Below are 24,578 nucleotides of genomic sequence, written 5' to 3'. Positions count from 1 at the left end.
ATCGATCTAGGTGTTTGTAGCCATTTAGGAATTTTTTTTTTATATGCAAAGGTTTCTTCTTATCCGAAATTAGTAATAAACTTAGCCATTGTTTCCAGTTAACAGCCGTATTTAATTATATCACATTTTCCTATGGCGCATCAAACTGAGGGGGGGAGAAATGTTTGGGCAAGTATAGTCCTCCTCATTTGTGGTGGAGTTTAGCAGTAGAGTTATACCTCCGGATTTATTGTAGTTTATAGTGCAACTTAAAAGTGTCTAGAGTCATCAGCCATCAAGCTGAGCCATATCCAGCGTGAGTTATATAGGGCACCTCTAAAAATTCCAATTCTGCTTTTTTGTTGTATAGTCAATGACTTGAAACGACGAATTTGAGGGTTCATGGGGCAGCTTGGATTTTTTGATATTGCCACTCGCTATAAGGATCTCGACGCAAGCAATGATCCGCTGGCAAAGATCGATACAGTCATTCCATGGGAGAGTTTTCGCGCTCGGCTTGAAAGCATCTGGCGTCAGCGCTCAGATGGTCGCAAGTCCAAAGCGGGGCGCAAACCCTGGGATGCGGTCTTAATGTTCAAGGCGATCATCTTGTGTGCCCTGTATAACCTGTCGGATGATCAGGCTGAATATCAGCTGCGTGATCGCTTGTCATTCATCCGCTTTTTAGGGTTGGGACTAGAGGATCGTGTTCCCGACGCCAAAACCATTTGGATGTACCGAGAGCAGCTGGCTCAGGCGGGTGCCATCCAGGCGTTGTTCGATGATTTTGATAGCTACTTGAAAGGGCAAGGGTATCTGGCCATGGGCGGCCAGATTATTGATGCTTCAATCGTTCCAGTCCCAAAGCAGCGCAACCTGCGGGAGGAAAACGCAACGATCAAGTCTGGAGAAACTCCCAAGGACTGGGCCGACAAAACCTCTAAGCTTCGCCAAAAAGATACGGATGCCCGCTGGACGAAAAAGCGAGGCCAAAACCATTTTGGCTACAAGAACCACATAAACATTGATCGTCGACATAAGTTGGTGCGTCGGTACGAGGTGAGCGATGCAGCGCTGCATGATAGCCAAACTCTGGACGCGCTTCTGGATGAGAATAATACCTCTTCGCAAGTGTGGGCTGACAGCGCCTACCGCTCAGCTGAGGTTGAGCAAAAGCTGGCAGACAAAGGCTTGAAAAGCCAGATACACCGCAAAGGCAAGCGCAACAAGCCGCTGAACAAAAGGCAGCAGCAGGGCAATAAAACCCGCTCATCGGTCAGAGTTCGTGTTGAGCATGTCTTTGGCGCACAAAGCAATGACATGGGCGGGACACTGGTTCGATCCATCGGCTTGATCAGGGCCAAAGCCCATATTGGACTGAAAAACCTGAGCTATAACATGCGACGTCTGGTACAGCTTGAGCAAAATACTGCCTATTCTCGCGCTACATCCTAGGACCACGGCAGCAATAGCTGCCTGTTCCCTGAAGAAACACCCTGTACACCCCCGCAACGGGAAAGCTCAACGCGAATGGCCGGCCCTTGGAAAAGAGCGGGCGTTCTTTAGTCGTGCAAAAATTCTAGAAAAACTGTTTTTCAGAGGAGCCCTATAGTTTGTGCATTCATCCTGTGTGACTTGGCTCAGCGCCTCTTGAATGGCTTTACATAGAGTGTCGAAGCACGGCGCTTCGGCACTTCTGACCAACGCTTTAATTTTGGCAAAAAGCATTTCAATCGGGTTGAAGTCTGGAGAGTATGCGGGCAGGAAGCGCAGTTGTGCGCCTTTGGCCTCAATAGCGTTTCGTGCTTCAGCGTTTTTGTGAACATTTAAGTTATCGCAGATGACAATATCTCCCGCTTTGAGAGTTGGGACAAGGGCCTGCTTTACCCAAGCCGGCGATAAAACTGTTGTTCTGCCAATGCCCATAGGGCACGGATCCGAAACAGGGTTGCCCGCGTGTCGACCGTCCCTGCAAGCGGGTCATTTTTGTATCAAAGCCGCTTTCATCAATGAAAACCAGCGATCCCAAGTCAAGAGGTTTCATTGCACCCTGCCACTCTTCGCGGGCCTTCGTGATATCTTCACGAGTTCGCTCTTTGGCAATAAGTGTCTTTTTTCGCGTTAAGCCGTGCCGGGACAGCAAGTTGCTCAGGGCACTTTGTGAGGCTGAAACCCCTTTGGCCGCTAAGATATTCACGAGCTCATGTAAAAAGATATCCGGTTGGGAGCGAACACACGAGACAATGAAGGATGCATACCTTTCAAGGGAGGCGGAGCGGCGGTCCCCACCCATTGGCAGGGCTTCACAGCGGTTCTCCCTGCGCCAGATCCATGCCCAACGTGTAGCTGTAGAGCGAGCAACCATTAGCCTGCGTCCCGCTGCACTTGCTGACATCCCCGTATCCAGAAGAATAATAAATCGTTTCCGCAAGTCTCGTGAATATGGCTTTCCCATTCATACCGACCTCCCTAAACGGCTGGTTGATTGAATCAGAAAAAAAACAGAAAGGGAATCCTACGACTCAAGCTGAAGCACGGTGACTCTAACCTGACTGAAAATACTGCATGCCTGTCCGGTGCCCACTTTTCGATGATACGCTTTAGTGAGGCATGCTTTCAAAAACGGGGAGGCGGAGACCGCTCGTGCTACCGCACCCTGTACCTTCTAAGCGGTGATTTTTTCCTATCTTCATGAGGGTTGGCGCACACTATATTCCTAAGGGGAATGAGACGGGCTGAAGACCCAGATTTTCCACTGGGCAGATGAATAGAATTCAGCTTCAGATAAGTTTTCTCTGTCATGTGAGATAAATCCATTATATGGAATCTTAGTGCGTACCTATGGGTCAATGATAAAATAGATTTCAATACATAGGCGCAAAATATAATTTTGTTTCACTGTCAAACTTCCGGAAAACCTATGAAAATCTTTCAATTACTGGCTCTGTGTGCCTGTATTGCGCTTGCTGCCTGTCAGCAAGGAGAGACAGAGGCTGATGCGGCTGCCAAGCTGGACATCTTTCCTGCTGAAGCTTCTGGCAAGATCCTGATTGCACCCTACAAGTTCGAAGATAAGGGTGAGATGTGCCAATGCCAGTACATCCTTAAAAACACCAGTGACAAGACACTGCAAAGCTTCCGCTCCACTGTTTACGTGACAAACGAAAATGGACGGTTTGCCTGCGATATTGGTGTAATGGGGGACAAAGTTGAGGCAGGGGAGACGCAAATTCTCACCAATATGACCAATGCCCAGAAATGCGGAAATGTTCAATCTTTGGAGCATTACTACAATGACCGCTGTTCCTTCAAAAAAGGGTATGGAAATGATTGTTCAGATGAGGATTTGAACTTCATGAATAACGCTGGCATCAGCTGGACACATGATGCAGATTCCGGCGAAATTATCTCAAAGTAATCACAGGCCTTAAGAAGAAAAAGCCGCCTATCTGTGGGGCGGCTTTTTATTTGTCTTTCACTTGATCTTGAGAAAACCTATTTCGATAATCGCGCGGTGTCAGGCCGACGATTTTGTGAAAGAGCTTTCTGAATGCCGAGATATCAAAATATCCCACTTGCATTGCAATGTGCTCGATGCTGGACGGGCTGAGCTCCAAAAGTTCACGAGCTTTGGCAATGCGCAGGTTTTGAAGGTACTTTGAGGGGTTCAAGCCTGTTGCAGTTAGGAAGCGGCGCACGAATGTCCTCTCTTCCAGCCCTGCGGTGCTGGCCATTTCGGGCACGGTGAGCGGACCCGAGTACTGCGCTTGCAGCCAGTGCTGGGCTTTTAGGATGGCCGTGTCGCCGTGGGACAGGTTTGGAGAGAACAGGTTATAATAGCTTTGTTCGCGCTCGCCCGGGTCAATCAGAAAATAGCGGGCTGTTTCTAGCATGATTGCTGGTCCTAAAAACCGCGCGATGAGTTTCAAGCCCAAGTCTGTCCATGCCATGACACCTCCTGCGGTAATTATGTCCCCGTCATCAATGATCAGGCGATCCGGATCCAGTTTTACATTGGGGAAGCGGTCTTTGAAGGATTGCGTCAACGCCCAGTGGGTTGTTGCGCGCCGGTTATCTAAAAGACCGCTGGCTGCCAATGGAAATGCACCCGCACATACGGAACACATCAGCGTTCCTTTCTCGTGTTGTTGTGTAATCCAGCTTAGCAGTTTCCCGTCTATTTCTGCTGATGAGCCCCCGTCAAGTGAGGGGGGAAGAATGATTGTGGTGTAGGTGTATTGTTCAGGCTTAAGGGCATTGAAGTCTTCGATAATGTCGCACAGCAGTTGTGGATGAGACGAGGTGTGCTCTGCTTCGAACCGGCTGGCTGTCTCAAACAGATCCTGCAATCCGTAGACTGCGGCCTTTTGAGCGAGGGGGTAGGCGGCAATCCCAATGCGGTAGACGGGCCTAGTTGAGTTCATTTGTCTGATTTAACCCGAAATATGTCAGATGCACCAATCACGGTAACTTGGAGTCGTTTCTATATTCATCCTCGGTTTTAACGAATGGAGAACAAAATGTCTAAACGTGCTCTTATTGTAATTGATGTGCAGAACGATTATTTCCCAGGTGGTAAATGGGAACTGCATAACATTGAAGCGTCTGCAGCAAACGCTGTGCGTGTTCTGGAAAACGCCCGTGCAAACGGCGAGACTGTCATCCACGTTCGCCACGAGTCCGTGGAGGATAATGCCCCATTCTTTGCTCCGGGCTCCTTTGGCGCTGAATTCCACTCAACTGCAAAGCCTCAGGCAGGTGAGCTGGAAGTACTGAAGCACCATGTGAACTCCTTTAAGGAAACAAACCTCAAGCAGTTACTTGATGAGCGTGGCATCACGGATGTGACCATTGTTGGCGACATGAGCCACATGTGCATTGACGCTGCAACGCGTGCTGCAGCTGACTATGGATACGTTGTTACGGTTGTTGAGGATGCTTGTTCTTCTCGTGATCTGGAGTTCAACGGCGAAATTATTCCTGCGGCTAACACCCATAAGGCCTACATGTCAGCGCTGGGTTTTGCCTACGCAACCATTACAACAACAAGTGAATACGTAGCTGCAAACGGCTAATAGGCTCATGACTCCTCATCGACCTGACCTTACCCTACCTCGCACAGCGGGGTAGGGTTTGTGTCATTTCAGGGCTTCAACGTTGCCAGTTTTGCGCCAAAGCCGATGAAGACCATGCCTGTTACGCCCTTCAAATATCTTTGAAAATTACCATTGCGGGCCACGCCGCTCAGCTTTGACAGCAGCAGCACCATGGAAGTGAACCAGATGGCGTTCAAGACGGAGTGAATGAAGATGAGCAGGATTGAGGAGGTGATTGTCGCATCACCCATTGAAATGAACTGGGGGAATGCCGCAAGGTAGAACATGGAGACTTTGGGGTTGAGTGTGTTGGTCAGCAAGCCTTCGAAGTAAGCGCTGGAAAGAGTCATTTTCTTTTTGGAGGGTGTGGTTTCAGCGGCAGGTTCAGCGCCTTTGAAAGATGCATAAAGGGCCTTTGCTCCCACCCAGCACAAATAGGCGGCACCAATATATTTCACAATGGTAAAGGCGGTTGCGGATTGAACCAGAATGACTGAAATGCCCAGTACGGCCAGTAGGCCATGTAGGTAAAACGCTGAAACGAAGCCTGCTATGTTTGCAAAACCGGCGCTGCGCCCGGATGTGGGCACTGTTTTGGCGATGAGAACCCCATTCGGGCCGGGGGAGATGACCAGAAGTGACGTAATGATTGTGAAACTGATGATCTCTGACCAACCCATGCAAGCTATCCTTTTATGTAAGGCTCTTCGTTTACTATGAGTACGTAATAGTCACAAGCTTTTATCAGCTGCAGTGGGGAAGTGGTGTTGGCACGGCCCCTTGGAAAAAGTGTCTTCCAAAATGTCCCGATAAAGAGTTCTATCAGCATCAATAGCCACGTTACAGTTGGGGCGTACTTTACCCCGCCAGTCCATGATTGTGGCTCCCAATGTGTGATCGCCCTTAAGCTCCACATCTATCCGGCAGGGCTTTAGCGTTACCACCTCTCGTTTTATGAGGTGAGCAATGCACAGCCCGTCATGGACAGGGGAAGAGGTTCCTTGAGGGGGGCCGTTGATCTGGTTAAAGGTCTGGATTCTCTGTTCTATGAGCTGTGCGGCGTGCAAGCCTGCGGGTGTGCCTAGGGACGCAAAACGGGTGCAGTCATTTAAAGACACCTGCGCCTTATAGGTGGCATCCAGAGGAATAACCGTGAGTTTTGGAAAGCCCGCGTTAAACACCAAGGATGCGGCTTCCGGATCTACCCAGATGTTGAACTCGGCGGCAGGTGTGGCCCCGCAAATGGCATGGGAGCCGCCCATAAGGACAATTTCCGCTATCATGTCTTTGAGCTTTGGTTCCAGCGTGAGAGCGCTGGCAATGTTGGTGAGTGGGGCGGTGGGCACAAGCACGATCGGGTCACTGGTACTTCTATATGTCTCGACAAGAAACTCCACTGCACTTTGTGCGTGCTTTTGGATAGTTGCTGGGGGAATATCCAAATAGACACCTTTGGTTTTGCCAATAAGGCCGCACTGCACGCGAGGGACTGGAAAGTCTGGCCGGATCAGAGGGCGGGCCTGCCCCTCATAAACGGGAGTATGAGAGTGGCCGATTGCCTCCAGAACCCGCAGGGCATTTTGGCTGCAAAACTCGACGGGCGCATTGCCGTTAACTGTCGTTATACCAATGAGATCAATCTCTTTGCTGAGCGCTGCCAGCATAATGGCGATGGCGTCATCCGTGCCTGGATCGCAGTCGAGAATAACTTTCTGGGGCATGTGTTTTCTCTCTTGAACCTACAACGACTGGAGGAATTATAGTGAGTCCCACTTAAGGATTGGAGGGGAAAATGCTTAGGAAAACGGGTATAGATAACAACGTCTATCTGAGTGAAACGAGGCTGCTGGATTTCAAATGCAAAGACATTCAGAAACTGTTGAATGAGCGGGGCTGGAAAACACTTAACATCTATGAGCGGATCGGGGCGGCCTATGACTTTGTGCGTAATGAGGTCAAGTTCGGTTACAACGCTTCCGACGATATTCGCGCAAGCCATGTGTTGAGCGATGGCTACGGGCAGTGCAACACCAAAGGCACTTTGCTTATGGCTTTGCTGCGCGGGCTGGGTATTGCCTGCCGCCTGCACGGGTTTACCATTCACAAATCCTTGCAACGGGGTGTGGTGCCGGAACTGGTTTACCGTCTGGCTCCAGACAATATTCTGCATTCGTGGGTGGAAGTTCAGTTCGAGGGGGAATGGCGCAATCTGGAGGGCTTTATTCTGGATGAGGAGTTCCTGAGGTCCTTGCAAAATGAGTTTGCCCCAAAAAGCCCGAGCCTTTGCGCCTATGGTGTAGGTACAGCCTGCCTCAGCTCACCGCCTGTTGAGTGGATGGGCAGCGATACCTACATTCAAAAGACCGGAATTAACAATGACTTCGGTGTTTATAACAGCCCTGATGATTTTTACGCCGAGCATATGCAAGGCTTTTCACCCCTTCTGCGCATAGCCTACGCCTATGGCATCCGCCATTGGATGAACGCCCGCACACGGGCCATCCGGCACGGGCGTATTCCGAAGATTCCTGCTTAAGTGAGATGGACTGTACATGTGGGGCTAGCGTACACTCCAACTTACAAACAGGTAATACTCCCTAAAATTCAGGGAGAAAAGTATGACGGTAAATCAGGTTACATTATTGTTGGTGCTAGTGGCGGTGTTCGGGTTTGTCATCGCAATTTATGTACAAATTTGGCGAGAAAAAAAGCAAGGTAAGCACAAAGTACATGGCCCACATACGCCTAGTGTGGCCTATGATCAGAAAGAAATAGTACGCAGCACGCAAGTAGTATCCGATAGAACGCTTGAGCGTTAACAGAAGTCAATAGGTGAAATAAGGCGGTAATATCCAGATTTATCAGGGCAGTAGATATCTGTCTGCCCTAATATTACCGTTACAAAAATGCCGTTTTTTCACCCTCTGAGCGGGTTGAATTCCCCCCCCTTTTCCAAGGCTGTTTTGTAGGCGGGGCGTTCGTTCACTTGGCTGATATACCCTTTGATATTGGGGTACTTGTCTGTAAGGCCAAGGCGTACGTGGGCGACTTCCAGAGAATAGGCAAGGACGATGTCTGCCGCAGTCAGTTCGTTGCCCGCGATCCACTTGGTACGGCCAAGCTGGTCTTCAATGTGGGCGAGCATACCGTTCAGGCGTGGTTCCAGAAAAAGGGCTCTGACCTTGGAGGTAACCGCTTTGATGATTGGGCGCATGAAAAACGGCGGTTTGGTTTCCATGCGATTGAAAATGAGCGTGTCCAGCAGGAGAGGGGTGAGGCTGCCCTGACAGGCGTGGAACCAGTAGAGATAAAGCGCCCTGTTTTCGGTCCCAGCTTCTGGCCTGAGTGTTTTATTGGGGTATTTGTCCAGAATGTAATCAACAATGGCGTTGGTTTCGGGAAGGACCAGATCCCCTTCAGTGATGATGGGAGCGGTTCCTACAGAGTGGAGGTGTTTATACTCCTGCGGGGCTAGAGATGTTGTCTCGTCGCGCTTGTATTTCTTCAGATCATACTCAGCGCCCAGCTCTTCCAGTAGCCACAAAATGCGAATGCTCTGTGAGTTTTCAAGGTGATGTAAGGTAATCAAGTGTCTGCCCCGTCCCGACTTATGAAAATGCTCTAAAGGAATCCTATGGGTTTCAATACTATAGGTTTTAATGGAATTGGAAAGAGCAGGAGGCGCGGGTGGCTTGGCTTCTTATTTCTCAACCAAAAGGGTGGAGAACACGACCTGCTTAATTTGAGTATTGGCCTGAATGTGGTTCCAGCCGCATTGGTGGACCAGAAGGTCCCAGCTTTGCATGGAGCTGAGGCTCCATAAAAGATCTACGGCAGTTTTTTTATCTAAATCAGCTCGAAGGATACCAGCTGTTTTCAGCTCTTCTACCAGTTGATGGTAGAACTTTTTCAGTTCGCTCATACGGTCATTCCACGCGGCGGCGGCGTCTTTGTCATTCGCCAGCGAGCCTATGAGGTGCATAGCAACAGGGTGTATTTTAGGCACGAACGCCAGCCATGCATCCAGACATCCCTCCAGCTTTGCAAGTGCTGATGCCTTTGACATGGCGGCTGTGAAGCCTTCCCAGATGCAGAACGTCTCGTCGGCATGGCGCACAAGAGCTATGAGCAGCCCGGCGCGGGTACCGAAGTGATTGTAAACCGACTGACGGGTAACCCCTGCCTCAGTGGCGATGACCTGCAGTTTAACCGCAGCCCCTTCGCGTGCGATTACCTCCCACGCAACATCCAGAATTTCCGATTTGGTTCGATCTGATTTTTTAATTTTTGACACGTGTAAAAAAATCCACTATTTGACACATGTAAAATTATTATAGAGGGATTGCTATGAGTGCAATAGCCAGTGACACACAGCGCATTGAAACATTGCTGCAACACTATGGAGACGGAACAAAAGGGGATGCACCAACACGGACCCAATGGGAAAAGATTCTTGAACGTGGGCAAGATGCCCCGATCACCCTCATAAACTTTTTCAAGTTTTATGAAACCGCTCGGTACGCTGGGGACAGCGAATTAACCGGCAGCGGGAAGGAAGCCTTCGAACGCTATGCCAGTGTAAGCGGGCCGGCACTGCAAAGGGCAGGGGGCAAGTTTCTGTTAGTCGCGCCATTCGAGCACATGTTTGCTGGAGAGGAGGAGGACTGGGACGTGATTGCCATTGGTTCCTACCCCGGAACGACTGCGCTTCTGGACCTGTTTGAAGACAAAGCTTACCAAGGCTGTTTCTTTCACAGGACCGCGGCTTGTGCAAAACAGAAGGTCTATATCGCCAGCGCGTGAGTGTACTGCCAGTTACTACTCCATTAATAGTTTACGTTAGGGCGCTTAGAGTTGTGTGCCCTAACGTCGTGCCTGTTACAGCGCCGCAACATCCCTTTGTTTTAGCCTGAAATCGGATCTTTTTCAGCCATGTCAATGTTTACCATTTGTTAACCTTTGGCTATTTCCTCGAGATCAATCAGGCACTAATAATTCGGAAAAAAATGAAAAAGTTTGCACTCGCTGTTGCCGCGCTCTCACTATGCTCTGCCTCCTCTGCTTTTGCGCAGGAAACTCTTGGCCAAAAACAGGAACCACTTAGTCTAAAAGACGGCTGGTATGTTGAAGCCCTTTCGGGTGTGAGCTTAGGTGAAATGACTTTAGAGTCTAATAGTTCAGATTTTAATGCCGATGAAACCAGCTTCATTGGTCGTGTCGCAGTCGGTAAGTCCATCAGTGAAAATCTGCGTGTAGGCTTAGAAGGATCCTATTCTCCTGCCTACTCGGAATCTTACAATAGCAATGGGGTTTCCGTAGATGAAGAGATGGATGTTTGGTCTATTTTGGCAGTTGCTTATTATGACTTTCAAAACAAGACACGCTTCACACCATTTGTAGGTGGTGGTGTTGGTATTGGTATCATTGATACAAAGTTCACTGCTAGCAATGGGAGTGCTAAAGCGTCACTTTCTGATACAACGACACATGCTGCTTTGAAACTTGCTGCTGGTGTATCTTTTGATCTTCATGAGAATGTGAAGGTTGTTGCTGATTACAGCTTGAACTACCTCCATGATGCCGAAGCTTTCGATTCAGTTGACATAACAGGCATTCAGAATACCTTCAATCTAGGTCTTCGTTACACATTTTAAGTGAACTCCAGCTTTAGCTGGTTGGAAGCCCTCGGAACACAGGTTCCGAGGGCTTTTTTATGAGGTGGTATGCTGCCAACTATACGCCTCTTGTTTCCTTGATAGTCTGCGCCAGCTCTCTGCTGGCCTCAGCCGGGTCACTTGTCCCGCAAATGGCTGAGATGACAGCCACACCATCAGCGCCGTTTTTAATCACCTCTCCCGCATTTGCCAGATTGATGCCGCCAATGCCGACTACGGGGAGTTTGCTGTTATGGGTCAGAGTGCGGAACAAGTCCTGATCCAGATATTCCGCGTCGTCTTTGCTGCCCGTTGGAAAACATGCGCCAAGGCCGATGTAGTCGGTGATTTTCGGGTCGATTGCCTCGAATTCCTTCCTAGTGGAGGCGGAGACGCCGAGGATGAAATCCGGCCCCAGAAGCTCACGCGCTCGGGCCGCTTGCAAATCGCTTTGCCCCACATGAGCGCCATCTGCGCCGATTTCCAAGGCAATGTCGACGCGGTCGTTGATAATCAAGGGAACTTTGAGGGGTGAGAGCGCCGCTTTCAAGCGCTTTCCAAGTGCGACTTGCTCCCCGCTCCTTCCACTCTTATCCCGCAGCTGCACCATTGTCGTGCCGTTGTTGGCAGCTGCCAGTGCAATGTCTACGGGATCAATGCCGTTGCAGTCCTGCGGACCCAGAACCAGATAGAGGGAGAGGTTAAACGGAGGCTTCATTGATCTTCACGCGGGCAGTTGTTTTGATTTGCTCGTCACTAAGTTGATAGAGGCCGTTGATAATATCCAGTTGCAGGCTACCGGGGCCTTTGGTGTCTTTGGCCGCCAACTCTCCGGTGATGCCGAGGAATAGCATGGCGTGGGTGGCGGCAAGAAACGGATCATCATTCACCGCAAGGGTCGCGCCAGTGAGGGCGGTGGCTGTGCAGCCGAGGCCAGTGACATAAGGCATCATGGCATCGCCATTTTCCACCAAGGCCACACGGGAACCATCGGTGATGTAATCCACCGCACCAGAGACAACCACAACCGCGCCTGTACGCTGGGACAGCTCCTTGGCGCTGTCAAAAGCGGCTTCCGAGCTGTCGGTGCTGTCAACGCCTTTGCCGCCGCCGCCTTGTCCGGCCAGCGCCATGATTTCGGAGGCATTACCGCGAATGACGGTGGGCTTGCTTTCCAAAAGTTCTACTGCAAGCTTTGTACGGAAGGAAAGGGCGCCCACGGCCACAGGGTCCAGAACCCACGGTGTACCTGCCTGTTGGGCGGCCTTTACCGCAAGTTTCATCGCCTGGGCCTGTGCCGGTGTTACTGTACCCACATTTACAACCAGTGCACCCGCCACACTTGCCAGTTCCGGCGCTTCTTCAGGGCCATCTACCATGGCAGGGGATGCGCCCAGTGCTAGAAGCGCGTTCGCTGTGGTGTTGGCCACCACAATGTTGGTCATGTTATGAACAAGCGGGCTTTGCTCGCGAAGAGTTTTCAATGTGGTGCAGGCACTTTGAGCAGGGTTCATCGTCAATCCTTGAGTGTGGTGGCAAAGCTGTCTTTTACGCGTCTATTGAGGAACTTGGCAGGGCGGAAGGCTCTGCCAGCTTCAACGTTCTCGTTTTAGGAGTAAGGTTTAGCGGTGCGCGTTAGGGAGTGCAAGCGGTTGGAGTGCTCTAGCGCCTGCGGTGAGCCTTGTCGTAGGCGTCAAGCAGATGGCCGCTGTTCACTTCCGTATAAATCTGGGTGCTGGAAAGGCTTGAGTGGCCCAATAGCTCTTGAATAGAGCGCAAGTCACTGCCGTTGGAAAGCAGATGGGTGGCGAAGGAGTGGCGCAGGGCGTGCGGGGTTGCCGTGTCTGGCAGGCCCAAGGCGCTGCGTATCTTTTGCATGGCTAGCTGAATAAGGCGTGGATTGAGCTTGCCGCCGCGCACCCCGCGAAACAAGGGGCTGTTGCCATCCAGATGATGGGGGCACTGGCTCTTGTAGTCTTCAATCGCCTCAATCACCACCGGCAGCACCGGCACCAAACGCTCCTTGTTGCCTTTTCCGCGAATGCGCATGGAGGACTGGCCCTCTTTGGGGGCTTGGTTGACGTTAAGGTTCAAAGCTTCGGAAATACGCAGGCCGCAGCCGTAAAGTAAGGTGAAAACAGCTGCATTGCGCGCCTCTACCCACGGTGTATCTTCAAATCCCAAATCCTTGGTGATGATGGTTTTGGCTTCTTCCACCGGCAAAGGTTTGGGCAGGGAGCGGGGAAGGCGCGGGGTTTTGATGGCAGATGCACCGGCGGCATTGGCTTGTCCGCGCCGCTCCAGAAAGCCCAGAAACGAGCGAATGCCTGCAAGGCCGCGGGCCAAGGTCCGCGTTTGTGCCCCTTCATGGCGCCGGTTTGCTAGAAACGCTCTGAACTGGGGGGGCTTCAAATCCCCCAGATCCTTGATGGCTGGTGGTCCGCCTTGATAGTCTGTCATAAACCGCATGAACTGGCGCATGTCCCGCTCATAGGCGATGACAGTGCGCTCGGATAAACGGCGCTCGGATTCCAGATGGGACAGCCAGTCCTCAACCGCGCTCGCAAGGTCTGGCTTGCAGATAATCAGCAGGTCCTCTGAATTCCCGATGGGTGCGCTCATTTTGTTCACTTTATGTTTTAGTTGCCCTGAAAGGGTTATTGCGCGTTTTTATGGCTGTTTCAAACTGATTATCGGTTTGGACTGGGGGAGCTGCGATAAAAATTCAAAACCCGGCTCCAACATACGGGTTGCCATTACCTTGAGCTGCCTGAATTTTGGCATTGCGCTCCAACTCCCATTCGGAAATGGGATCGCTGCCCCGCCATTGCTCAAACATGTCCTGCTCTGCCTGTGTCAGCTCAAGGCCATAGGTTGCTTGCATGTAAAAGTAAGTCCTAGCGATATCACCGCGGACTGGCTCGTCCGGCTCCATAAGGTCGGCAGCAAAGTCAATTTCAAAGTCACAGGCACCATAGGAACGAGTCTCGCCGTCCAAAATAGCCATTCTATAGTTGGAGCGGTCGCCGTTCAGCTCGCCAACGGCGGGCACAAGGTTGTTGAGGTCTGCTTCCATCATGGCAAATTCCGGATCAACTTTCGTGCAGCAGCGGCGGCCTTTGTAGGCCTTGCCCTTGGAGGTGGTGCAGGCGGGGTGGCCTTCCTGCCAACAGGCACGGTAAGAGCCAAAACGGGAGGCGGGGACAACGTGTTCCCACTCGATGCGCTGGCCGCGCTTGGCGTTCTTGCGTGGTTCGTAGCCACAGGAGGCAGAGTTGACTTGCTTCTTGTCGGAATAGGTGCAGCCACAATAAAAGCTGATCCGCTCGTCCTCGTCTTGATAGATATCCCGCTCCAGAATTTTCTTAGCGGTGCTGAACTTGAAATCGGGCTCGGCAAGGGAAGGTGTGCCAAGCAGGCATAGGCAAAGGACAGTGATAAAAGGGCGCAGAAGGGCCATGTGTATTCCTTGGTTTCTTCTTTGATACCAAGGTGCATAGGGCTCTTTAAGATCGTGTTAACCATAAATTTCGGATTTGTTTATGATTGTTGGTTTATAGCCACAAAAAAGCGCGGAAACCGAGTGGTATCCGCGCTTATGGCCACCTTGCTTTAAGGGAAGTTTCTTCAGCTTTTAACAGATGAGTTTATGGTGTGTCTGAGCTAGCTCCCGGCACGGGGGCCGGGATTATGTTTGAGAAAGGACTTTGCGCCTTGTTCTCGGGCTCAGGGATAAACTCTACTGCGATTAAGCCTTAAACGATGCTCTGGCCTGTTTTTGCCCAGTCAGCCATGAATGTTTCAAGGCCTTTGTCTGTGAGCGGGTGCTTTATGAGACTTTTCAAGGTTGATGGCGGAATTGTTGCAACATCCGCGCCAAGCAGTGCGCAGTCTTTCACGTGGTTTGCTGTGCGGATAGAGGCCGCCAGAATTTCTGTGTCGAACAGGAAGTTGTCATAGATCTGACGAATGTCGGAGATCAGGTCCAGACCGTCCACGTGGATGTCATCCAAGCGGCCGATAAATGGAGAAATGTAGGTTGCGCCAGCTTTTGCAGCCAAAAGTGCCTGATTTGCAGAGAAGCAAAGGGTTACGTTTGTTTTAACGCCTTTGTCTGCCAGCGTGCGGCACGCTTTCAGGCCATCCAGAGTAAGAGGCAGTTTTACACAAATATTGTCGGCAATTGCTGTCAGCTCTTTTGCTTCGGTCAGCATTGCTTCTGCTTCCATTGCAACAACTTCAGCGGAAACAGGACCCTCGACAATATCGCAGATTTCAGCGATTACCTCTTTCATTGGCCGACCGGACTTGAGGATCAGGGACGGATTTGTCGTCACACCGTCCAGAAGTCCTGTTGCTGCCAACTCTTTAATCTCAGCTGTATCGGCTGTATCAACGAAAAACTTCATGCCAAAAGGGCTCCTTATAAGGCCTTCTTCTTTCCAGTTTTGGTGAAGAGAGCGAATGCGATGGGTAATTTATCGCCCCTGTTTAGCCTAGACTGTACCGCGTGAACAACATTAATGTGCAAGAACACGGAAGAGGAATGGTATTTTGAGCGCTGAGCCCAGCTTCTTTACCCCCAGTGAAACGGGAGCGGATGAGGTGATTGTGCCTGTCTTGGTGCCGGTTGCCGTGTCGGGTGCTTATTCCTACAAGGTGCCCGCGGGTATGCAGGTTCGCCCCGGTAGCATTGTACGTGTGCCCCTTGGTCCGCGTGAGGTGGTCGGCGCGGTTTGGGACGGGGAGCCAGATGCGGGCGTCAACCCAAAAAAGCTGAAATCAATTCTCCACATCTATGATGCCGCACCCCTGCAGGATGACCTGCGCAAATTCGTAGACTGGATTGCCAAGTGGACGCTGGGCTCGCCCGGCATGGTTCTGCGCATGGTATTGCGCTCGGAAGCAGCTCTTGAAGCCGAGCCCATGCTGGCGGGCGTGCGAAGAGTGCGCGGGGTGGAGCCCGAGCGGGTGACACCGGCGCGGGGCAGAGTGCTGGAGCTGGTAGATGAAGGGATGGCGTGGACCAAACCCGGCCTAGCAGGGGCCGCTGGTGTCAGCTCCTCTGTGGTTGAGGGCTTGAAAAAGCAAGGCGTTCTGGAAACCGTGATGTTGCCCGCAACGCCGCCGCTGCCCGACCCTGACCCTGAAATGCCCGGCAGGAAACTGACGGAGCAGCAGATAACAGCGGCGAATGCGCTGATCAGCGGCATTGGTAAGGGCAGCAAAACCTATCTTATTGACGGGGTGACGGGATCGGGTAAGACGGAGGTCTACTTTGAGGCTATTGCCGAAGTGATGCGTCAGGGACAGCAAGCCTTGATCCTTGTTCCCGAAATTGCTCTGACCAATCAGTTCCTGAACCGTTTTGAAGAACGCTTTGGCGCAAAGCCCGCCGAGTGGCACTCGCAGGTGCCACCAAAACGACGGGAGCGCACATGGCGCGGCGTTGCCAATGGCGAGGTGAAAGTGGTGGTGGGCGCTCGTTCCTCTTTATTCCTGCCCTTCAAGAACCTTGGCCTTGTGGTGGTGGATGAGGAACATGACGCCGCATACAAACAAGATGACCGCGTCTCTTATAATGCACGGGACATGGCGGTGCTGCGTGGGCATATTGCCAAGTTTCCCGTTGTGCTGGCCAGTGCCACCCCAAGCGTTGAAAGTAAGGTGAATGCCCAAAACGGGCGCTATGAACTGGTGAGCCTGCCGGAGCGGGCATCGGGCGCTGAAATGCCAACGCTGAAAAGTGTTGATATGCGCGTTGAGGGACCGGAGCGCGGGCGCTGGCTGGCTCCCATGCTGGTGCAGGAGATTGCAACGGCGCTGGGCAATGGCAATCAGGCACTGTTGTTTCTTAATCGGCGTGGCTATGCGCCGCTCACCTTGTGCCGCACCTGTGGCCATCGCTTTCACTGTGAAAACTGCTCTACATGGTTGGTGGAGCACCGTTTTAGAGGCAAGCTGGTATGCCATCATTGCGGTTACAGCCAGCCGGTTCCCGAAAAGTGCCCGGAGTGCTCCAAGCCTGATACGCTGGTGGCGTGCGGCCCCGGTGTGGAACGCATTGGGGAGGAAGTCTGCAGTTTGTTTCCCGATGCGCGGGTTCTGGTGCTCTCCTCCGATTTGCCCGGTGGCGCAGAGCGGGTGAAACGGGAAATGAAGCTCATTGAAGAGGGGCAGGTGGATGTTGTCATTGGCACCCAGCTCGTGGCCAAGGGGCATAACTTCCCGTTGATGACCCTTGTCGGGGTGATTGATGCGGATCTTGGTCTTGCCAATGGTGATCCAAGGGCTGCAGAGCGTACTTTCCAGCTGCTGGCGCAGGTCACAGGGCGTGCGGGGCGTATCCACGGTAAGGGCATTGGCATCTTGCAAAGTTACAGCCCCGACCAGCCCGTCATTAAAGCTCTGCTGTCTGGCCGCCCCGATGAGTTTTACCAAGCAGAAATCGAGTCGCGTCAACATGCCGGTCTTCCACCATTTGGCAGACTTGCGGCCATCATCGTTTCGGGGACAGACCGTGGAGAAACTGAAAAATATTCAAAAATACTTACAAGTGTTTTACCTAGGGGTGGTGATGTTACCGTGCTGGGCCCGGCTGAGGCGGCCCTTGCCCAAGTGCGCGGGCGCTTTCGTTTTCGCCTGCTGGCAATGGCGCAAAGGGGCTTTGATTTGCAAGGGTTTATAAGAGCATGGCTGGCTGCCAGCCCTCCGGTAAGGGGAAGTTTACGGGTTCAGGTGGATATTGATCCGCAAAATTTCTTTTAGAAAGCCTGTGAAAAACCTCGTCTCATAGACAGGAAAGGAATGGACAGCCTGTATTGCAAGCCTGTGAATGCTGTGCTATGCGGAGCGCGGCTTAATGGGTAAAGCAATCCTGTTTTACCCTATAAACAGATTTAAACGCGACATATCAAAGCATTGGAATTGGGCACTTATCGATTACTTCCAATGGTTTGAGCGCGCCGGAGAGCACGGATCCAGTGACTGACAATGTATCTCTCATTTCTGGCGTGGCCTTGCGATATGCTTCCGCTTTAATGGACCTTGCTGAAGAGCAGGGAAAAGTGGCGGAAGTTGAGAAAGGCCTCGATCAATTTGAAACTCTCGTCAATGAGAGTGCTGATCTCGGCCGTCTCATCAAGAGCCCCGTTTTTAGTGCTGATGCACAAACGAAAGCGCTAGATGTTATTTTGGAAAAGGCCGGAATTACCGGCCTGACCGCAAATTTTGTGAAGTTGGTAGCCCAAAACAGGCGCCTCTTCGCCGTTCAAGGTATGATCCTGGGATTCAGATCGCTTCTTGCTGCGAAACGCGGCGAGGTTACTGCTGAAGTAACAAGCGCATCTGAACTGACACCAGCGCATACCGCAGACCTGCAGAAAGCGCTTAATGCTTCTACAGGCAAGAACGTGAACATTGTAGCGAAGGTGGATCCGTCCATCCTCGGTGGTCTCACTGTTAAAGTTGGCAGTAAGATGATCGATAGTTCGCTACGTACCAAGCTCAACTCTCTTAAGTTCGCGATGAAAGAGGTCGGCTGATGGATATTCGGGCCGCGGAAATTTCCGCAATCCTCAAAGACCAGATCAAGAACTTCGGACAGGAAGCCGAAGTTACTGAAGTTGGTCAAGTTCTCTCCGTAGGCGACGGTATTGCCCGCGTTTATGGTCTGGACAAAGTACAAGCGGGTGAAATGGTTGAATTCCCAGGTGGTATCCGGGGAATGGCATTGAACCTTGAAGCAGATAATGTTGGTGTTGTTATCTTTGGTAGCGACCGTGACATTAAAGAAGGCGACACAGTTAAGCGTACAGGCGCGATTGTGGAAGTTCCTGTCGGTAAAGGCCTTCTGGGCCGTGTGGTTGACCCTCTGGGTAACCCGATCGATGGTAAAGGTCCAATCGAAGCTACTGAACGCAAACGCGTTGACGTGAAGGCTCCTGGCATTTTGCCACGTAAGTCTGTTCACGAGCCAATGTCTACTGGTCTTAAAGCGATTGATGCTTTGATCCCAGTTGGACGTGGTCAGCGTGAGCTGGTCATCGGTGACCGTCAGACAGGTAAAACTGCAATCATTCTGGATACTTTCCTGAACCAGAAGCCATTGCACGCGTCTGACGACGAGAACGAAAAGCTGTACTGCATCTACGTTGCAGTTGGCCAGAAGCGTTCAACCGTTGCTCAGTTTGTGAAGACTTTGGAAGACGCTGGCGCGATGGAATACTCCATTGTGATTGCAGCGACTGCTTCTGATCCTGCGCCTTTGCAGTATCTGGCACCGTTTGCCGGTACAACAATGGGTGAGTTCTTCCGAGATAACTCCATGCATGCTGTGATTGGTTATGATGACCTTTCCAAGCAGGCTGTTGCTTATCGTCAGATGTCCTTGCTTCTTCGTCGTCCACCAGGACGTGAAGCGTACCCAGGTGACGTTTTCTACCTTCACTCCCGTCTTCTCGAACGTTCTGCGAAGCTGAACGAGGAAAACGGTAGCGGTTCTTTGACTGCACTTCCAGTTATTGAAACGCAAGGTAACGACGTTTCCGCGTTTATTCCAACCAACGTGATCTCCATCACTGACGGTCAGATCTTCCTTGAAACAGACTTGTTCTTCCAGGGCATCCGTCCTGCTGTGAACGTTGGTCTTTCCGTTTCTCGTGTTGGTTCTTCCGCTCAGATCAAGGCGATGAAGCAGGTTGCTGGCCCGATTAAGGGTGAGCTGGCTCAGTACCGTGAAATGGCAGCATTTGCCCAGTTCGGTTCTGATCTGGATGCAACAACTCAGAAGCTTTTGAACCGTGGTGCACGCCTGACTGAACTGCTCAAGCAGCCTCAGTTCTCTCCGCTTAAGACGGAAGAGCAGGTCGCAGTGATCTACGCTGGTGTGAACGGCTATCTGGACAACCGTCCAGTAAGTGAAGTTCGCGAGTTCGAGGATGGTCTCCTGCGCTTCCTGCGTGCCGACCATGCTGACCTTCTGGCTGCTATCTGGGAGAAGAAGGCGCTTGACGCTGGTCTCACAGAGAAGCTCAAAGGTGCACTTGACGCATTTGTTAAGACCCTCGGTTAATCGAAGCAACGGATAAGGAACGGGGGCGCCCATGGCGAGCCTTAAGGACCTAAAAAACCGCATCGCTTCGGTCAAAGCGACACAGAAAATCACCAAGGCCATGCAAATGGTGGCCGCGGCGAAACTGCGTCGTGCCCAGGAAGCTGCTGAAGCATCCCGTCCCTATGCTGAACGCATGGGGACAGTGCTTGGCAATCTCGCTGCCGGGTTTGAAGGTCGGGACGATGCACCGAAGCTGATGACGGGAACAGGCAAGGATCAGATTCATCTGCTCCTCGTCTGCACAGCAGAGCGCGGTCTCTGCGGTGGCTTCAACTCGTCCATCGCTAAACTGGCACGTGAGCACGCTAACAAGCTGATGGCCGAAGGTAAAACGGTGAGAATCGTTACCGTCGGCAAAAAAGGCTATGATGCTCTTAAGCGTGACATGGGTCAGTATGTCATAGAGAAAATCGAGCTGCGTGGCCTGAAGAAAATTAACTTCAGTGACACAAAGGCAGTCGGCGATCTGGTACTAAAACTCTTCAATGAAGAGCAGTTCGACGTTTGTACTTTGTTCTACGCGCAGTTCCAGTCTGTGATCAGTCAGATCCCGACAGCAAAGCAGCTTATTCCTGCCGTCTTTGAGGCGAAGGAAGAAGGTAACGCAGACGCTGATGGAAGTGATGCACTTTATGAATATGAACCAGATGAGCATGTGATTCTCGAGGACTTGCTGCCTCGGAACATTGCGGTTCAGATCTACAGTGCCATTCTTGAAAACGCTGCGTCCGAGCAAGGCGCTCGTATGTCCGCTATGGACAATGCGACCCGTAATGCTGGCGAGATGATCAACAAGCTGACAACGACGTACAATCGTCAGCGTCAGGCCCAGATCACGACTGAACTGATTGAAATTATCGCGGGCGCAGAAGCGCTTTGACCGAGTTGAAACGAGGATTTTAGTGATGGCTGACACCAAAGTCGGACGGATCACGCAGGTTATCGGCGCTGTCGTCGACGTACACTTTGACGGCGAACTGCCTGCGATCCTGAACTCACTGGAAACTGACAATGGCGGGAACCGTCTGGTTCTCGAAGTTGCTCAGCATCTGGGTGAAAATGAAGTACGTACAATTGCTATGGACGGAACCGAAGGTCTCGTTCGTGGTCAAGAAGTAAAAGACACAGGCGAAGCAATTTCTGTTCCTGTTGGTGCCGGCACATTGGGCCGCATCATGAACGTGATTGGTGAGCCGGTTGATGAAGCTGGTCCAATTCCGCACACAGCTAAGCGTGCGATCCACCAGGAAGCTCCTTCTTTTGTTGAGCAGTCAACAGAAGCAGAAATTCTGGTCACCGGTATTAAGGTTGTTGACCTTGTCGCTCCTTATGCAAAGGGTGGTAAGATCGGCTTGTTCGGTGGTGCGGGTGTTGGTAAAACCGTTCTCATCATGGAACTGATCAACAACGTTGCGAAAGCACACGGTGGTTACTCTGTATTCGCCGGTGTTGGTGAGCGTACCCGTGAAGGTAACGACCTTTACTGGGAAATGATCGAATCCGGCGTGAACAAAGAAGCTGGTAAGGGCGAAGGCTCTAAAGCTGCACTTGTTTACGGTCAGATGAACGAACCCCCAGGAGCACGCGCACGTGTTGCTCTGACAGGTTTGACTGTTGCGGAAAACTTCCGTGATGAAGGTCAGGACGTTCTGTTCTTCGTGGATAACATCTTCCGCTTTACACAGGCTGGTTCCGAAGTGTCGGCGCTGCTCGGCCGTATTCCTTCTGCTGTGGGCTATCAGCCTACTCTGGCAACCGACATGGGTGCCATGCAGGAGCGTATTACGACAACAACCAAGGGTTCTATTACGTCCGTTCAGGCCGTTTACGTTCCTGCGGATGATTTGACCGATCCGGCACCTGCTTCCACCTTTGCCCACTTGGATGCGACCACGGTTCTGAACCGTGCGATCTCTGAAAAGGGTATCTACCCTGCTGTGGATCCATTGGACTCCAGCTCCCGTATGCTTGACCCACGTATCGTTGGTGAAGAGCACTACAATGTTGCAACAGCAGTGCAGGAAACTCTTCAGCGCTACAAGTCGCTTCAGGATATCATTGCTATTCTGGGCATGGACGAGCTGTCAGAAGAAGACAAACTTACAGTGGCTCGTGCCCGTAAGATTGAACGCTTCATGTCTCAGCCGTTCTTCGTTGCGGAAGTGTTCACTGGTTCTCCTGGTCAGCTGGTACCACTGGAAGACACTATCAAAGGCTTTAAAGGCCTTGTTGAAGGTGAGTACGATCATCTGCCAGAAGCAGCATTCTACATGGTTGGTTCTATGGATCAGGTCATTGAGAAAGCGGCTAAACTGGCTGCGGAAGCTGCCTGATAACAGCTTTTGTAACGCAAATTTCTTGGGCGGCTCCTTGATTGGTGTCGCCTCTTGAAACGACAGAGGAAAAGCTAAATGGCTGGAACATTTCAGTTTGAGCTGGTTTCACCTGAACGCCTTCTGCTTTCGGCAGTGGTGACACAGGCGATCATCCCTGGCTCTGAAGGTGAGTTCGGTATCGGTGCTGGCCATGCCCCTTTTCTGTCAACCATGCGTCCGGGTGTTATCAAGGCATCTAGCGAAGATGGTACAACGTACGAGTACTTTGTACGTGGTGGTTTTGCAGACGTTTCAGCGTCTGGCATGACCGTTCTGGCGGAAGAGGCAATTCCAATGTCGGAAATTGAGGCAGACTATCTTGCCCAGCAGATTAAAAATGCTGAGGAAGATGTGGCTGACGCAAAGAACGACATTGAGAAGCAGAGAGCATCTTTGTTCCTTTCCCAGCTTCAGGAAGTTGAAGCGGCGATACGTACAGCGTAACGCGGTGAAAGATCAATGAAAATTAGAAAAGCCTCGGTTTTTGACCGAGGCTTTTTCTTTTGTACCCTGAGCATTGGAATGGTGTTTTATACCAACGGCACCTGTTTTTGACTCGGGATGAGGATTCCCAAATCACTTGAATTGTGATTCAACATTGGGAAAGGAGATTCCCAATGTCAGCGATCCCATTGCGCCGAGACTATGATGCTTCTTCGTTACGAACTCTTGCTTGTCAAAGTAAGGATGTCAGGCAGAGCCGCCGCCTTCTTGCTCTTGCTGCTGTTTATGATGGGTTGTCGCGCTTGGAGGCGGCACGCATGGGCGGCATGGACCGCCAAACACTGCGAGACTGGGTGCATCGGTTTAACGCAGAAGGGCCGCACGGCCTGTACAATCGTAAGAGCCCGGGCCGTGTCCGGTGGTTAAATAAAGAGCAAATGGCTGAATTTGCAGATCTGGTTGAGGCTGGGCCTGATTTACAACAACACGGCGTAATTCGCTGGCGTCGGCGGGATCTGCAAGGTGTGATCGAGCAGAAGTTTGGGGTCAGCTATAGCGAAAGGGCTATTTCAAGCCTCCTCAGAGTTCTGGGATTTTCTCGGGTCAGCGTTCGGCCACAGCACCCGGCACAGGACGAGCAAGTTATGGAGACATATAAAAAAACTTCCATGCCCAGCTTAAAGAAATAAAAGCGCGCTTGCCCTCACAAACATCCATGGAAATCTGGTGGCAGGACGAAGCCCGCATTGGTCAAAAAAATGGGCTCACCAGAAGGTGGGCAAAAAAAGGAACGAGACCACGGGCTCCCAGCGACGGGCGCTATCAATCAACTTATGTATTCGGGGCCATCTGCCCCGCCCACGGCAAAGGGGCAGCACTTGTTTTGCCCAAAGCCAATACCAATTCCATGCAGCTTCACCTTAAAGAAATCAGCCGAACCGTCGCCAAAGGGGCGCACGCAGTGGTCCTGATGGATCAAGCGGGTTGGCATACAACGGCAAAACTGAAGTTGCCTGATAATATAACCATCTTGCTGCTCCCACCCCGTTCTCCGGAGCTCAACCCGGTTGAAAATGTTTGGCAGTACTTACGGCAAAACTGGCTCTCTAACCGAACCTTTCAAGACTACCAGGAAATTGTCGATGCCGCCTGTTCCGCTTGGAATAAGCTTATTCAACAACCCCACACAATCACATCAATCGGTAGACGAAATTGGGCGCATACAGGTCAATTATAAGTGCCGTTGGTATTATTGACAGCTCAGCTGCTCAGGCCAGAGGACACAAGTACGTATCGTACCTACGACTTTCCTGGCCTAATACTGCTTTTGAACTTTGGCTGAAAACTCAACCCAAAAATCTAGGGTTTAGGCAGCAAGCCGCTTGGCTTGAGCGTTGGCAATGCGGGCCTGTTCGGCACGGGCTTTGCGCTGCTCCGGTGTTTCATACACAAGAGTGCGGTGATATTCGCAGTAGGAACCGTCACCACGTGGTTTTTTGCAAGGGAAGTAATAGCTGCCGCTGTCGCCTTCGGCCCATTTACACTGGCCTGTGCTTGGAAGATTAATTCCGGACATTTTTTGCCTTCTTTTTTATCGTTGTAAAACTATCTTTTTCAGGTTTTACAGTGCGAAGTACCACAGACAGGCTTTCGCCTTCTCTGGAACCACGCTTGTTTTTAAGAGAACTTCGACTTTAAAAGACGGCAAAGCAAACAGCTTAGCCAGTCGACGAAGATTATTTAATAGAGCTCACCGGTAATTTCTAGGATTTTTGCGAATCTATCAATCCTTTTCCATGAAAATATTTTGCTTATTTAGGTGCATCCTATCAAAATACGAAGCAAAACATGAACTTACCCAGCTAAATTTATAGGATTGATTTTTTGTAATGTGTTGAATTATTGCTATTCGAGC

27 protein-coding genes are annotated in these 24,578 nt (G+C 51.3%); 14 read left to right on the top strand and 13 right to left on the bottom strand.

The features are described 5' to 3' along the window. The first annotated feature begins 381 nt into the window (after positions 1-381). The gene (locus tag P6574_RS18415) at positions 382-1,434 is read left to right on the top strand and encodes an IS5 family transposase (protein ID WP_310621692.1); all 1,053 of its coding nucleotides are present in this window, start codon (positions 382-384) and stop codon (positions 1,432-1,434) included. A 66-nt stretch (positions 1,435-1,500) separates the two neighbouring features. Here the strand turns inward: P6574_RS18415 and P6574_RS22170 are convergent, their stop codons facing one another. Together P6574_RS22170 and P6574_RS18410 are read right to left on the bottom strand one after the other, a co-directional pair. Further along, the gene (locus tag P6574_RS22170; protein ID WP_405048118.1) at positions 1,501-1,905 is read right to left on the bottom strand and encodes a transposase; all 405 of its coding nucleotides are present in this window, start codon (positions 1,903-1,905) and stop codon (positions 1,501-1,503) included. Next, positions 1,811-2,434, bottom strand: a complete 624-nt coding sequence (locus P6574_RS18410) for an IS630 transposase-related protein (protein WP_310621691.1) — start codon at positions 2,432-2,434, stop codon at positions 1,811-1,813. The genes P6574_RS22170 and P6574_RS18410 overlap by 95 nt, the downstream gene beginning before the upstream one ends. Before the next feature lie 465 nt (positions 2,435-2,899). Between P6574_RS18410 and P6574_RS18405 the strand changes: the two genes are divergently transcribed. Next, positions 2,900-3,397, top strand: a complete 498-nt coding sequence (locus tag P6574_RS18405; protein WP_310621690.1) for a hypothetical protein — start codon at positions 2,900-2,902, stop codon at positions 3,395-3,397. Positions 3,398-3,443: 46 nt separating this feature from the next. Here the strand turns inward: P6574_RS18405 and P6574_RS18400 are convergent, their stop codons facing one another. Further along, a complete protein-coding gene (locus P6574_RS18400; protein WP_310621689.1) occupies positions 3,444-4,403 on the bottom strand; it encodes a GlxA family transcriptional regulator in 960 nt (319 codons plus the stop codon). 96 nt (positions 4,404-4,499) lie between these two features. On the opposite strand from P6574_RS18400, the gene P6574_RS18395 reads away from it, so the two are divergent. Then, a complete protein-coding gene (locus tag P6574_RS18395) occupies positions 4,500-5,054 on the top strand; it encodes a cysteine hydrolase family protein (protein WP_310621688.1) in 555 nt (184 codons plus the stop codon). A 68-nt stretch (positions 5,055-5,122) separates the two neighbouring features. Here P6574_RS18395 and P6574_RS18390 read toward each other — a convergent pair whose 3' ends face one another. Both P6574_RS18390 and P6574_RS18385 read right to left on the bottom strand, forming a co-directional pair. Then, positions 5,123-5,755, bottom strand: a complete 633-nt coding sequence (locus P6574_RS18390; protein WP_310621687.1) for a LysE family translocator — start codon at positions 5,753-5,755, stop codon at positions 5,123-5,125. A 51-nt stretch (positions 5,756-5,806) separates the two neighbouring features. After that, on the bottom strand, positions 5,807-6,796 hold the full coding sequence (locus tag P6574_RS18385; protein ID WP_310621686.1) for a nucleoside hydrolase: 990 nt from the start codon (positions 6,794-6,796) through the stop codon (positions 5,807-5,809). A gap of 71 nt (positions 6,797-6,867) precedes the next feature. Between P6574_RS18385 and P6574_RS18380 the strand changes: the two genes are divergently transcribed. Beyond that, a complete protein-coding gene (locus tag P6574_RS18380; RefSeq protein ID WP_310621685.1) occupies positions 6,868-7,611 on the top strand; it encodes a transglutaminase-like domain-containing protein in 744 nt (247 codons plus the stop codon). Positions 7,612-7,693: 82 nt separating this feature from the next. Further along, positions 7,694-7,894 carry a hypothetical protein gene (locus P6574_RS18375; protein ID WP_310621684.1) on the top strand — a complete coding sequence of 67 codons (201 nt, stop codon included), beginning with the start codon at positions 7,694-7,696 and terminating at the stop codon, positions 7,892-7,894. A gap of 98 nt (positions 7,895-7,992) precedes the next feature. Here the strand turns inward: P6574_RS18375 and P6574_RS18370 are convergent, their stop codons facing one another. Beyond that, entirely contained in the window at positions 7,993-8,664 is a 672-nt protein-coding gene (locus P6574_RS18370; protein WP_310621683.1) for a glutathione S-transferase family protein, read from the bottom strand. 111 nt (positions 8,665-8,775) lie between these two features. Beyond that, positions 8,776-9,369: a TetR/AcrR family transcriptional regulator gene (locus tag P6574_RS18365; protein ID WP_310621682.1), complete on the bottom strand. Its 594-nt coding sequence runs from the start codon at positions 9,367-9,369 to the stop codon at positions 8,776-8,778. Between the two features lie 53 nt (positions 9,370-9,422). On the opposite strand from P6574_RS18365, the gene P6574_RS18360 reads away from it, so the two are divergent. After that, positions 9,423-9,878 carry a DUF1330 domain-containing protein gene (locus P6574_RS18360; protein ID WP_310621681.1) on the top strand — a complete coding sequence of 152 codons (456 nt, stop codon included), beginning with the start codon at positions 9,423-9,425 and terminating at the stop codon, positions 9,876-9,878. 203 nt (positions 9,879-10,081) lie between these two features. Continuing rightward, a complete protein-coding gene (locus P6574_RS18355; protein WP_310621680.1) occupies positions 10,082-10,729 on the top strand; it encodes an outer membrane protein in 648 nt (215 codons plus the stop codon). A gap of 79 nt (positions 10,730-10,808) precedes the next feature. On the opposite strand, the gene thiE is transcribed toward P6574_RS18355, so the two are convergent. The 5 genes from thiE to fsa form a co-directional block, all read right to left on the bottom strand. After that, on the bottom strand, positions 10,809-11,447 hold the full coding sequence (thiE, locus tag P6574_RS18350; protein WP_310621679.1) for a thiamine phosphate synthase: 639 nt from the start codon (positions 11,445-11,447) through the stop codon (positions 10,809-10,811). After that, positions 11,431-12,243, bottom strand: a complete 813-nt coding sequence (gene thiM, locus P6574_RS18345) for a hydroxyethylthiazole kinase (protein ID WP_310621678.1) — start codon at positions 12,241-12,243, stop codon at positions 11,431-11,433. The genes thiE and thiM overlap by 17 nt, the downstream gene beginning before the upstream one ends. A 148-nt stretch (positions 12,244-12,391) precedes the next feature. Further along, the gene (locus P6574_RS18340) at positions 12,392-13,351 is read right to left on the bottom strand and encodes a tyrosine recombinase XerC (protein WP_310621677.1); all 960 of its coding nucleotides are present in this window, start codon (positions 13,349-13,351) and stop codon (positions 12,392-12,394) included. Positions 13,352-13,454: 103 nt separating this feature from the next. After that, on the bottom strand, positions 13,455-14,189 hold the full coding sequence (locus P6574_RS18335; RefSeq protein ID WP_310621676.1) for an endonuclease: 735 nt from the start codon (positions 14,187-14,189) through the stop codon (positions 13,455-13,457). 295 nt (positions 14,190-14,484) lie between these two features. Further along, positions 14,485-15,138, bottom strand: a complete 654-nt coding sequence (fsa, locus tag P6574_RS18330; RefSeq protein WP_310621675.1) for a fructose-6-phosphate aldolase — start codon at positions 15,136-15,138, stop codon at positions 14,485-14,487. 145 nt (positions 15,139-15,283) lie between these two features. Between fsa and P6574_RS18325 the strand changes: the two genes are divergently transcribed. The 7 genes from P6574_RS18325 to P6574_RS18295 all read left to right on the top strand — a co-directional run bounded on the left by P6574_RS18325 (position 15,284) and on the right by P6574_RS18295 (position 23,900). Further along, positions 15,284-17,497 (top strand): primosomal protein N', encoded by a 2,214-nt coding sequence (locus tag P6574_RS18325; RefSeq protein WP_405048117.1) that lies wholly within the window; start codon positions 15,284-15,286, stop codon positions 17,495-17,497. 215 nt (positions 17,498-17,712) lie between these two features. After that, complete coding sequence (locus tag P6574_RS18320; RefSeq protein ID WP_310622191.1) at positions 17,713-18,273, top strand: F0F1 ATP synthase subunit delta; 561 nt, start codon at positions 17,713-17,715, stop codon at positions 18,271-18,273. Further along, positions 18,273-19,802 (top strand): F0F1 ATP synthase subunit alpha, encoded by a 1,530-nt coding sequence (gene atpA / locus P6574_RS18315; protein ID WP_310621674.1) that lies wholly within the window; start codon positions 18,273-18,275, stop codon positions 19,800-19,802. The genes P6574_RS18320 and atpA overlap by 1 nt, the downstream gene beginning before the upstream one ends. Before the next feature lie 31 nt (positions 19,803-19,833). Then, positions 19,834-20,724 carry a F0F1 ATP synthase subunit gamma gene (locus P6574_RS18310; protein WP_310621673.1) on the top strand — a complete coding sequence of 297 codons (891 nt, stop codon included), beginning with the start codon at positions 19,834-19,836 and terminating at the stop codon, positions 20,722-20,724. 25 nt (positions 20,725-20,749) lie between these two features. Then, positions 20,750-22,177, top strand: a complete 1,428-nt coding sequence (atpD, locus tag P6574_RS18305; protein ID WP_310621672.1) for a F0F1 ATP synthase subunit beta — start codon at positions 20,750-20,752, stop codon at positions 22,175-22,177. Positions 22,178-22,255: 78 nt separating this feature from the next. After that, the gene (locus P6574_RS18300) at positions 22,256-22,663 is read left to right on the top strand and encodes a F0F1 ATP synthase subunit epsilon (protein WP_310621671.1); all 408 of its coding nucleotides are present in this window, start codon (positions 22,256-22,258) and stop codon (positions 22,661-22,663) included. A gap of 173 nt (positions 22,664-22,836) precedes the next feature. Further along, a protein-coding gene (locus P6574_RS18295; protein ID WP_310618446.1) for an IS630 family transposase occupies positions 22,837-23,900 on the top strand; the annotation gives its coding sequence in 2 pieces (ribosomal slippage) (positions 22,837-23,320 and positions 23,320-23,900; 1,065 coding nt in all). Positions 23,901-24,029: 129 nt separating this feature from the next. Here P6574_RS18295 and P6574_RS18290 read toward each other — a convergent pair. Continuing rightward, positions 24,030-24,239: a hypothetical protein gene (locus P6574_RS18290; protein WP_310621670.1), complete on the bottom strand. Its 210-nt coding sequence runs from the start codon at positions 24,237-24,239 to the stop codon at positions 24,030-24,032. Positions 24,240-24,578 lie beyond the last annotated feature (339 nt).

Source organism: Pseudovibrio sp. M1P-2-3 (genome assembly GCF_031501865.1).
Classification (GTDB): Bacteria; Pseudomonadota; Alphaproteobacteria; order Rhizobiales; family Stappiaceae; genus Pseudovibrio; species Pseudovibrio corallicola.
The sequence above is the reverse complement of the archived record's forward strand: the minus strand, read 5'-3'. Positions and strand labels throughout refer to the sequence as shown.